This is a genomic window from [Clostridium] symbiosum ATCC 14940 (genome assembly GCF_000466485.1).
GTDB lineage: Bacteria > Bacillota > Clostridia > Lachnospirales > Lachnospiraceae > Otoolea > Otoolea symbiosa.
In genome coordinates this window covers 1-9,965 of the sequence record NZ_KE992908.1, presented here as the reverse complement: position 1 = coordinate 9,965, position 9,965 = coordinate 1, and the positions used below count along the sequence as shown (strand labels likewise).

Genomic DNA, 9,965 nt, shown 5'->3' with positions numbered 1-9,965 from the left:
GCGGCGTCCTCACCTGCTTAACTAAATCTCCATAACAAGGCTTTTAGCTTGCACATGTGAGTAACATGTGATATAATCTGTAAGAATTTATATCGTAATTTTAATGAGGAGGATATAGAACGATGAAACACGTTAAAACATTAAACACAAACACATTAAAAAACAGCATGAAGAAGGGCGGCTGCGGCGAGTGCCAGACATCCTGCCAGTCTGCATGTAAGACATCTTGTACAGTAGGAAACCAGAGCTGCGAGAATCAGAACCGATAATTTTATGAAAACGTTGGGAAGCATGCTTTTCATCGTCAGCCAACATAAGAGATTTGACAAGGAAGGCAGGCAAGACGGGCCCCTGCGGTCACTTACATGACTTGAGGGATCGGTGTTGTCTGCCTACATGTGTCTGGATAAGGAGAAAATCTTGTGATTCATCAATATATAAATAACGGTTTTTATATCGTTTTAGACGTTAACAGCGGTTCTGTCCATTCGGTGGATCCGCTCCTTTATGATGCAATTAAGCTTCTCTCGGGCAGGCTTGCCGATATGAAAGAGCCTGCACCCGTACCGCGAAAGACCGAGGAGGAAGTGGCGGAGCTCCTGAAGGAGAAATACAGTGCGGATGAGATTCAGGAAGCTTTTTCCGACATACAGGAATTAATTGACAGGGAGGAGCTTTTTACCGCCGATATTTACAAAGACTACGTGATGGATTTTAAAAAGAGGCAGACTGTTGTAAAAGCGCTCTGTCTGCACATTGCCCATGACTGTAATCTGGCCTGCCGTTATTGTTTTGCGGAAGAGGGGGAGTACCACGGACGCAGGGCGCTGATGAGCTATGAGGTCGGTAAAAAAGCGCTGGATTTTCTGATCGCAAATTCGGGCGCCCGAAGAAATCTGGAAGTGGATTTTTTCGGCGGAGAGCCGCTTATGAACTGGGAAGTGGTAAAGCAGCTTGTGGAATACGGACGTTCCCAGGAAGAGCTTCATAATAAGAAGTTCCGTTTTACGCTGACAACCAACGGCGTACTTTTAAACGACGAGATTATGGAATTTAGCAACAGGGAGATGAGCAACGTAGTTTTAAGCCTTGACGGCAGACAGGACGTCAATGACCGGATGCGTCCGTTCCGGAACGGCAGGGGAAGCTATGACCTGATAGTGCCGAAGTTCCAGAAATTTGCCAAAGAACGCGGTGACAGGGATTACTTTATCCGGGGGACCTTTACGAGAAATAACCTGGACTTTGCAGACGATGTGCTCCATTTTGCCGATCTTGGATTTGAAAAGATGTCGGTGGAGCCTGTGGTGGCCTCTCCGGAGGAACCCTATGCCATCCGGGAAGAAGACCTTCCGCAGATCATGGAGGAGTACGACAGGCTGGCTGAGGAATATATAAAGCGCCACAAAGAGGGAAGGGGCTTTACCTTTTTCCATTTTATGCTGGACTTGAACCAGGGGCCGTGCGTTGCGAAGCGGTTATCCGGCTGCGGTTCAGGAACCGAATACCTGGCTGTAACGCCATGGGGAGATCTCTACCCCTGTCATCAGTTTGTGGGAAATGAAGAATTTCTTCTCGGCAATGTGGACGAGGGTGTGACAAAGACGGAGATTTGTAATGAATTCAAGCTCTGTAATGTCTACGCAAAGGATAAATGCAGGGATTGTTTTGCGAGATTTTACTGCAGCGGCGGCTGTGCGGCCAATTCTTTTAATTTCCATGGCTCTATTACAGATGCTTATGATATCGGATGTGAAATGCAGAAAAAGCGGATCGAGTGTGCAATTATGATTAAAGCTGCTCTGGCTGAGGAAGAATAATAACAATAACACTGAAAAGTAAGCACAGATGTAAGCATAGATAAAAGCAAAAGGAGAAAAGCGATGAAGAACAAAAAAGGAAAGAGCCTCATAGGGCTGCTGCTCCTGCTTGTTGCTGTCGGTATTTTCGGTTATTTCGGATATTCGACAATGGGAGCAATCAAGCTGGGCCTGGATCTGGCCGGCGGAGTCAGCATTACCTACCAGGCAAAAGAGGCAAATCCGTCTTCTGAGGACATGGCGGATACGATTTATAAGCTGCAGCAGAGGGTGCAGAATTACAGCACCGAGGCGGAAGTTTACCAGGAAGGCAGCAACCGTATCAATGTAGATATTCCAGGCGTTTCCGATGCGAACGCGATCTTGCAGGAACTGGGCAAACCCGGCTCCCTTGTATTCCTTGATTCTGAGTTCAATCAGGTCCTGGACGGTAAACAGGTGAGCAGCGCCAAGGCCGGCATGGACGACAGCAGCGGAGTGAAGGAATATGTGGTTGCCTTGACCTTTAATGAAGAAGGTACAAAAGCGTTTGCCGATGCGACTACCAAAGGGGTCGGCAAGCCCATTTATATTGTATATGACGGCCAGCCAATTTCGGCTCCGAATGTAAAAGAACCGATTACAGGCGGACAGTGCCGTATCGACGGCATGGGCAGTTTTGAAGAGGCGGAGAACCTGGCTGCCACAATCCGAATCGGCTCCCTTTCATTGGAACTGGAAGAGCTGCGTTCTAACGTCGTAGGCGCAAAGCTTGGCCAGGAAGCGATTTCCACCAGCCTGAAGGCAGGCGCCATCGGTTTCGGCATCGTTGTTGTATTTATGATTTTTGCATACCTGATTCCGGGCCTTGCAGCATCTATCGCACTCTGCCTTTATGTGGGACTGATTCTTGTGCTGCTGGCAGCCTTTGAGGTAACATTAACTCTGCCGGGCGTTGCAGGTATTATCTTATCCATCGGTATGGCCGTGGATGCCAACGTTATTATCTTTACCCGTATCAAAGAAGAAATCGGAATGGGCAAGACAGTGAAATCTGCGATTAAGACAGGTTTTGCAAAGGCTCTGTCTGCCATCATCGACGGAAACGTTACAACGCTGATTGCGGCAGCCGTTCTTTTCTGGAGAGGCTCCGGTACGGTAAAAGGTTTTGCGTCCACACTGGCGATTGGTATCATCCTTTCCATGTTTACGGCTCTGTTCGTAACGAAATTTGCTCTCTACTGTCTGTTTGAGGCAGGTTTGCAGGATGCCAAATACTATGGCGTTAAGAAGGATACAAAGGTAAGGCCGTTCCTGAGATACAGAAAGCTGTGCTTCGCGGTTTCGGGTGTTTTGATTCTTGCCGGATTTGCGGCGATGGGAATTAACAGCGCTTCCGGCGGCTCAATTTTGAACTATAGTATGGAGTTCAGAGGCGGTACATCGACAAACGTAACGTTTAATGAGGATATGTCACTTGACCGGATATCTTCGGAGGTAGTGCCTGTTGTGGAGAAGATAACAGGGGAAGCGGGAACTCAGACACAGAAGGTAGCCGGAACCAATGAGGTAATCATTAAGACCAGGACTCTGAGCGTGGACGAGAGAGAAGAGCTGGATCAGGCTCTGGTTGATACCTTTGGCGTTGATCAGGAAAAGATCACGGCGGACAGTATCTCCGGTGCAATCAGCAAGGAGATGAAACAGGATGCGGTGATTGCCGTAGTGATTGCTACAATCTGTATGCTGCTTTATATCTGGTTCCGGTTCAGCAATATTACGTTTGCGGCAAGTGCGGTTCTGGCGCTGGTGCATGACGTACTCGTTGTCGTGACGTTCTACGCCGTCTTTAAATGGTCCGTGGGTTCCACGTTTATCGCATGTATGCTGACGATTGTCGGTTATTCCATCAATGCCACCATTGTTATATTTGACCGTATCCGTGAGAATATGAAGCTGAAAAAGCATACACAGACGGTGGAGGATGTTGTGAATTTAAGTATCAGCCAGACGCTGACGAGAAGTATCAATACCTCCCTGACAACATTTATCATGGTATTTGTTCTCTTCCTGATGGGAGTATCTTCCATCCGCGAGTTTGCACTTCCTCTGATGGTGGGTATTGTCTGCGGTACTTATTCTTCCGTATGCCTGACCGGCTCCATGTGGTACCTTTTCAATCAGAAAAAAGAACAGAAGGCGGCCGGAGAGCGGGCGGCAAAGACAAAGAAAGAGAAATAATATATGGAGTATAAGATTCTTTACAAAGACGGACGCGCGAAACGGGCAGAGATGAAAACCGTCCATGGAACTGTCCAGACACCTGTTTTCATGAATGTGGGAACTGTGGGGGCGATAAAGGGAGCCGTATCTACCGACGATCTGAAGGAAATCGGAACACAGGTAGAGTTGTCCAACACCTACCATCTGCACGTGAGAACCGGTGACAAGCTGATTAAGCAGTTTGGCGGACTTCATAAATTCATGAACTGGGACAGGCCGATTCTGACGGATTCCGGCGGTTTTCAGGTATTTTCCCTGTCGGGACTTCGAAAGATAAAGGAAGAGGGCGTTTATTTTAACTCTCATATCGACGGCAGGAAGATATTCATGGGTCCGGAGGAGAGCATGCAGATCCAGTCCAATCTGGGCTCCACAATCGCAATGGCATTTGATGAATGTCCGTCCAGCGTGGCTTCAAGGGAATACGTCCAGGCCTCGGTAGACAGAACCACAAGATGGCTTGAACGCTGCCGGGAAGAGATGAAACGCCTGAATGCTCAGCCGGATACGGTGAACCGTGAGCAGCTCCTCTTTGGAATCAATCAGGGAGCAATTTACGAGGATATCCGCATCGGGCATGCAAAGACAATCAGCAAGATGGAGCTGGACGGCTATGCTGTGGGCGGCCTGGCCGTGGGTGAAACCCATGAGGAGATGTACCGTATCCTCGATGCGGTGGTTCCCCATCTTCCGGAGGATAAGCCTACGTACCTGATGGGGGTCGGAACGCCTGCCAATATTTTAGAGGCGGTGGACCGCGGCGTTGATTTCTTTGACTGCGTGTATCCGACCAGAAACGGCCGGCACAGCCATGTCTATACAAACCATGGCAAGATGAATCTGCTGAATGCAAAATATGAACTGGATAAAAAGCCGATTGAAGAGGGCTGCGGCTGCCCGGCATGCCGTTCCTACAGCAGGGCCTATATAAGACATCTGTTTAAGGCAAAAGAAATGCTCGGGATGCGATTATGTGTATTGCATAATTTATATTTTTATAATAAAATGATGGAAGAGATTCGCGACGCAATCGAACATCACCGTTATGCCGAATATAAGACTGCAAAGCTTGCCGGCATGATGGCCGGAGAGGAAGCAAAATAAGGACATGGTCCAAACTGCGTTCCATCCGGGACAAACTAAAAATCAAGATTACGCGGCGAGGCGGCGGATCGGTCAAAGGAGGAAAGAACATGGGCACAGCGGGCTGGGTACTATATTTTGTCTTTATCATAGGACTTATGTACTTTATTGCGATCAGACCACAGCAGAAGGAAAAGAAAAAAATGCAGGAGCTGATGGCAGGTGTCGCAGTAGGCGACAGCGTTTTAACATCCAGTGGATTTTACGGCGTAATCATCGACATGACAGATGATACGGTTATCGTAGAATTCGGCAGCAACAAGAACTGCCGTATTCCTATGCGCAAGGATGCAATTGTTCAGGTTGAGAAACCGGAACTGTAATTAATATGAGTGACGGGCAATGAAATGAATCATTGCCGATAATAAAAAAGCTGTCTGGATTAATGAATCCGGGCGGCTTTTTCTCTATATTGAAGGCGGTGACCTGTGCGCGGAGCGTGCAGGGTTACTATTCACGGCCCTGCTGAAAAGCGCAGCTCCGCGAACAGTAACACGCTCCGCGATGCACAGAAACGGCAAAAAACGCCGTTTCGCGCCGTGTAACTCGGGATTTTCGTGCAAAATACGCACGAAAACACCTCGCGGAATATGGGCCGTGAATAGTAACCGTGCAGGTCATCTTTTATGAACGTGTTCATAAAAGGGTTGACAAGAAAGATAAAAAAATGTATAGTATATATGAACATGTTCATTTAAATGAAAAAGGGGATGATACGGTGCGGAAAAAAGACGACAGCCTGAGGGGGGCACTGATTGACTATGCCCGGGAACTGGCGGAGAAAGAGGGGCCTGAGGCAGTCAATATACGCTCTCTGGCCGGGAAAGCCGGGATTGCGACGGGCACGGTATATAATTATTTTTCATGTAAAGACGAAATCCTCCTGGCTCTCACGGAAGAATACTGGAGAAAGACCTTGGCCGATATGAGGGCGGCAGTCACGGCCCCCTCATTCTGCGGGCAGCTGGAGGAAATTTTTACTTTTTTACGGGAGCGTATCGACAGCTCCGCCGGAATGCTGATGCACAGCCTCGGGAATGTCAGGGAGACAGGGCAGGAGAGAATGGAATCCATGCAGGAGGTTCTGGAAGCCGCAATGGTGTATCGGATGGAGCAGGATCCGGGCATACGCAGTGATATCTGGGACGAAACATTTACAAAGAGAGATTATGCCCGTTTTATTATGGCGAATATGATGCTGCTGCTCAGGGAGCATCCATATGATTTCCGGTTTTTTCTGGAAATAGTCAAACGGACCGTTTATTGAGACAGAGAGGAGTACGGCTATGGCACAGGCGATTGCTGAAACAGTTTTTGACATTTTATATCTTGGTTTTGCCCTGATAACAGGACTGACTATGCTGACAAAAGGAAAGAGCCGGATCGTAAAAATGGCAGGATGGATGACGGCGCTGCTGGGGGCAGGGGATTCCTTTCATCTGGTACCGCGTTCCTACGCACTTTGGACAACAGGGATGGAAGCAAATGCAGCCGCATTGGGGATTGGGAAATTTATTACGTCTGTCACGATGACGGTTTTTTATCTGATTTTATATTATATCTGGCGTGAGCGTTACCAGATTCGGGAACGTAAGACACTTACCGGTGTAATGTGGTTTTTAGCATGCCTGAGGATTGGATTTTGTCTTCTGCCTCAGAACGAGTGGCTGTCCTATCACCAGCCTCTGTCTTATGGGATACTGCGAAATATCCCATTTGCGATAATGGGAATTATCATTATCGTAATCTTTGCCGCAGAGGCCGGGAAAAAAGCGGATCCGGTGTTCTGGTTTATGCCTTTGGCGGCGGGACTTTCCTTTGGTTTCTACCTGCCCGTCGTATTGTTCAGCGGCGCAGTACCGGCCGTGGGCATGCTGATGATTCCAAAGACACTGGCTTACGTCTGGATGATTTGGATGGCGAGACGGCTTTACAAAGAAGAAACAATAATCAGGCATACATAGAACGGAGGAGATAAAATGGAAAAACGTTATGCGGATGCAGCCATATTCTATGCAGCGGCTGCCATGGTATTCGGTGTGTTTTACAGGGAGTTTACAAAATTTAACGGTTTTACCGGAAAAACTAATTTATCTGTCATGCATACACATTATTTTCTGTTGGGAATGTTTTTCTTTCTCATACTGATGCTGCTTGAAAAGAATTTCCGGTTTTCCGGCGGGGAGAAGATTGGAATAATTCTGACAGTCTATCACATAGGTTTGAATGTCACCGCCCTCGGTTTTCTTTTAAGGGGTCTGACACAGGTATGGGGTACCGAACTCAGCAGGGGGATGGATGCTTCCATATCGGGCCTTTCCGGTGTGGGCCATATTATGCTGGGAATCAGCATGATTCTGTTGTTGCTGAAGATCAGAAAAAAGACGGTCTTAGAAAAAAAGTAACGCGAAAGAAGAGGAAACGGCCTGTAAATGCAGACGGGACAGCGGTTTACCGCATCAGTCCGAGCTGTATTTACAGGCCGTTTCTTAATGCCGCGCTCCAGACGGCACAGCTATTTATCGCTCAGCAGCAGGCAGACGATACCGCAGAAGATTCCTGCGACCGGATAAATGACGGCTGCGGACCGGAACATATCAAATGAAAGGCCGAGGAACAGGAAGAGAGCTGTCGCCAGGAGCATGATGACGCCGCACAGCTTGCTCGCCAGGTGCTTTTTGCCGGGAGCCTCCGGACGGTTTTCCTGGTTATATTTGCCGATGTCGTATTTGTCCTTCTGCATGCCAAAGAAAGTGAAAATACCGACGGCCACGGCGGTACAGAGAAGAAAAACGCCTCCGCTTATCTGCTCAGAATAAGGGATAACGGTGTACTCAAGCCAGATGTTCAGGCAGAGAGAAAAAACAATGAGACTGACCCCGGAAGCTATGGCAATTGCAAAAATACGGTTGAAATTGGCATGCTGTTCTTCCGTGTAGAAATTATCGATATCGGGATAACGCCTGCGGTAGTACTGATGGCTGATGCCGGCTATTATCAGGATATATACGGCAATTCCGATCAATACGAACAGGATAATGCTTGTAACGGCTTCGCTTACGATTCCGTCCAGCGAGGCGATGATTGCGACCGAAAAAATGATCAGGGCAACGGCAGAGGAAACCATGATGGAATAGCGGTTCATATGGCGGTTATAGCCTGTCGAATCTTCTTTTGCCGCTTCTGTCACATCGCCTTTGATGAGGCTGTCCATGGAACATCCGAACTGCTCGCATATCTGAAGCAGTTTTTCCATCTCCGGGTAAGACTGGCCTGATTCCCATTTGGAGACGGCCTGTCTCGATACCTCCATCTGTTCGGCAAACTGCTCCTGTGTCAAATTTTGTTTTTTTCTTAAGTATTGTAAATTCTCTGAAAAACTCATGTTATTTTCTCCTTCTGCAGAATATTTTTATAAATTTATTCTACAGTTGCAGCGGCGCCACTGCCACCAACCTGATGTATCATACAGGATTTTTTCTGCTACTTTAAGTTGCATGCCCTGTTTTTCCATTGTACCGAAAGAAGATTAGATTAGCAACAGGGAATCTCTTAAAATGTGACCCGGTTACAGAATCATCTTCAAGGATCCTGTATACTGTTGTACATCAAGCAAAAAGGAGTTAGAGAAATGTCTGTTAAAACAAAACGAAGTGTATCGGTGAACCTAAAACGATGCGTCGCGTGCGGAGCATGCTGTAAGGTCTGCCCCAGGGAGGCGATCGCGGTATCAGGAGGCTGCTATGCGGCTGCGGATTTGGAGAAGTGCGTCGGCTGCGGTCTGTGTGAAAAGCTGTGCCCGGCCGGTGCGCTCTCGATTCTTATCAGGGAGGCACAGCTATGAAAAAGAAACACTGGTATGACTATCTCTGGATATGGTCCATCATTTATTTTACACTGGGCTTCTTTAATATTTTATTTGCATGGCTTGGAATGATCGATTTTCTTGTGCCTGTTTTTATCGCTGTTTTCGGGAGAAATAAGTGGTTTTGCAACAATCTCTGCGGCCGCGGCCAATTGTTTGCGCTGCTGGGGGGAAAATATAAATGTTCCAGGAACAGGCCGACGCCCCGGTTTCTCGTATCGCCCTGGTTCCGTTACGGTTTTCTGGCCTTTTTCATGGCTATGTTCGGAAATATGGTGTTTCAGACCTGGCTTGTGGCGGCGGGGGCTTCGGGACTCAGGGAGGCGCTCAAACTGTTCTGGACCTTTAAAGTTCCATGGGGCTGGACTTACACCGCAGGAATGGTGCCGGACTGGGTGGCCCAGTACAGCTTCGGGTTCTACAGCCTGATGCTGACATCACTCTTACTTGGCCTGATTATGATGGTTCTCTATAAACCGAGAAGCTGGTGTACTTTCTGTCCGATGGGAACGATGACCCAGGGGATTTGCAAGCTGGGGAGCAGAGGGGAGACGCAGGACAGTTAAATGATGACCTGCATGCTCTGCGCACAGGTCACCGCAATCAATAAAACTGCGCCGGGAAGGAGTTCTGTTAAACGGGGCAGTTTAAAGCAGTCCGGCAGGATAAAGTGTCCGTCTTATCCTTTCATGTGAGAAACCAGATAACCTGAGGTTATAGAATAAATTCCAAATTGCTATACGCCGGAAAACGGTGAAATCCCGGCATACTGTTGAAAAATGCAATTGAATAAGCTATGATTAAATGTAATCGGATTATTTAACAAATAAAATGGTTATCGAAGATAGTGTCAAGTGATGTATGAAAAAACTGAG

At 47.7% G+C, this 9,965-nt stretch carries 11 protein-coding genes; 10 read left to right on the top strand and 1 reads right to left on the bottom strand.

Annotated elements, in window-relative coordinates; all coding sequences use genetic code 11:
* Nucleotides 1–122: 122 nt before the first annotated feature.
* The 8 genes from scfA (at nucleotide 123) to CLOSYM_RS10375 (ending at nucleotide 7,630) form a co-directional block, all read left to right on the top strand.
* The gene (scfA, locus tag CLOSYM_RS10410) at nucleotides 123–269 is read left to right on the top strand and encodes a six-cysteine ranthipeptide SCIFF (RefSeq protein ID WP_003501422.1); all 147 of its coding nucleotides are present in this window, start codon (nucleotides 123–125) and stop codon (nucleotides 267–269) included.
* A 153-nt stretch (nucleotides 270–422) separates the two neighbouring features.
* Nucleotides 423–1,820, top strand: coding sequence for a thioether cross-link-forming SCIFF peptide maturase (gene scfB / locus CLOSYM_RS10405; protein ID WP_021642101.1), 1,398 nt, complete (start codon nucleotides 423–425; stop codon nucleotides 1,818–1,820).
* Between the two features lie 63 nt (nucleotides 1,821–1,883).
* Entirely contained in the window at nucleotides 1,884–4,040 is a 2,157-nt protein-coding gene (locus CLOSYM_RS10400) for a protein translocase subunit SecDF (protein WP_021642100.1), read from the top strand.
* Nucleotides 4,041–4,043: 3 nt separating this feature from the next.
* Nucleotides 4,044–5,186: a tRNA guanosine(34) transglycosylase Tgt gene (gene tgt, locus CLOSYM_RS10395; RefSeq protein ID WP_021642099.1), complete on the top strand. Its 1,143-nt coding sequence runs from the start codon at nucleotides 4,044–4,046 to the stop codon at nucleotides 5,184–5,186.
* A gap of 89 nt (nucleotides 5,187–5,275) precedes the next feature.
* Nucleotides 5,276–5,548, top strand: a complete 273-nt coding sequence (gene yajC / locus CLOSYM_RS10390) for a preprotein translocase subunit YajC (protein ID WP_003501429.1) — start codon at nucleotides 5,276–5,278, stop codon at nucleotides 5,546–5,548.
* A 344-nt stretch (nucleotides 5,549–5,892) separates the two neighbouring features.
* Nucleotides 5,893–6,492 carry a TetR/AcrR family transcriptional regulator gene (locus CLOSYM_RS10385; RefSeq protein ID WP_044902348.1) on the top strand — a complete coding sequence of 200 codons (600 nt, stop codon included), beginning with the start codon at nucleotides 5,893–5,895 and terminating at the stop codon, nucleotides 6,490–6,492.
* Between the two features lie 19 nt (nucleotides 6,493–6,511).
* A complete protein-coding gene (locus tag CLOSYM_RS10380; RefSeq protein WP_021642098.1) occupies nucleotides 6,512–7,189 on the top strand; it encodes a hypothetical protein in 678 nt (225 codons plus the stop codon).
* 15 nt (nucleotides 7,190–7,204) lie between these two features.
* Entirely contained in the window at nucleotides 7,205–7,630 is a 426-nt protein-coding gene (locus CLOSYM_RS10375; RefSeq protein ID WP_003501440.1) for a DUF2871 domain-containing protein, read from the top strand.
* Nucleotides 7,631–7,740: 110 nt separating this feature from the next.
* On the opposite strand, the gene CLOSYM_RS10370 is transcribed toward CLOSYM_RS10375, so the two are convergent.
* The gene (locus CLOSYM_RS10370) at nucleotides 7,741–8,610 is read right to left on the bottom strand and encodes a helix-turn-helix domain-containing protein (RefSeq protein ID WP_021642097.1); all 870 of its coding nucleotides are present in this window, start codon (nucleotides 8,608–8,610) and stop codon (nucleotides 7,741–7,743) included.
* Between the two features lie 246 nt (nucleotides 8,611–8,856).
* On the opposite strand from CLOSYM_RS10370, the gene CLOSYM_RS10365 reads away from it, so the two are divergent.
* On the top strand, nucleotides 8,857–9,069 hold the full coding sequence (locus CLOSYM_RS10365; RefSeq protein WP_003501444.1) for an ATP-binding protein: 213 nt from the start codon (nucleotides 8,857–8,859) through the stop codon (nucleotides 9,067–9,069).
* Nucleotides 9,066–9,656 carry a 4Fe-4S binding protein gene (locus tag CLOSYM_RS10360; protein ID WP_021642096.1) on the top strand — a complete coding sequence of 197 codons (591 nt, stop codon included), beginning with the start codon at nucleotides 9,066–9,068 and terminating at the stop codon, nucleotides 9,654–9,656. The genes CLOSYM_RS10365 and CLOSYM_RS10360 overlap by 4 nt, the downstream gene beginning before the upstream one ends.
* Nucleotides 9,657–9,965 lie beyond the last annotated feature (309 nt).

Bases quoted from the DNA above. Each gene is read 5' to 3' on its own strand.
- scfA (WP_003501422.1), top strand. From the start codon at position 123: ATGAAACACGTTAAAACATTAAACACAAACACATTAAAAAACAGCATG.
- CLOSYM_RS10400 (WP_021642100.1), top strand. From the start codon at position 1,884: ATGAAGAACAAAAAAGGAAAGAGCCTCATAGGGCTGCTGCTCCTGCTT.
- tgt (WP_021642099.1), top strand. From the start codon at position 4,044: ATGGAGTATAAGATTCTTTACAAAGACGGACGCGCGAAACGGGCAGAG.
- yajC (WP_003501429.1), top strand. From the start codon at position 5,276: ATGGGCACAGCGGGCTGGGTACTATATTTTGTCTTTATCATAGGACTT.
- CLOSYM_RS10385 (WP_044902348.1), top strand. From the start codon at position 5,893: ATGTATAGTATATATGAACATGTTCATTTAAATGAAAAAGGGGATGAT.
- CLOSYM_RS10380 (WP_021642098.1), top strand. From the start codon at position 6,512: ATGGCACAGGCGATTGCTGAAACAGTTTTTGACATTTTATATCTTGGT.
- CLOSYM_RS10375 (WP_003501440.1), top strand. From the start codon at position 7,205: ATGGAAAAACGTTATGCGGATGCAGCCATATTCTATGCAGCGGCTGCC.
- CLOSYM_RS10370 (WP_021642097.1), bottom strand. From the start codon at position 8,610: ATGAGTTTTTCAGAGAATTTACAATACTTAAGAAAAAAACAAAATTTG.
- CLOSYM_RS10365 (WP_003501444.1), top strand. From the start codon at position 8,857: ATGTCTGTTAAAACAAAACGAAGTGTATCGGTGAACCTAAAACGATGC.
- CLOSYM_RS10360 (WP_021642096.1), top strand. From the start codon at position 9,066: ATGAAAAAGAAACACTGGTATGACTATCTCTGGATATGGTCCATCATT.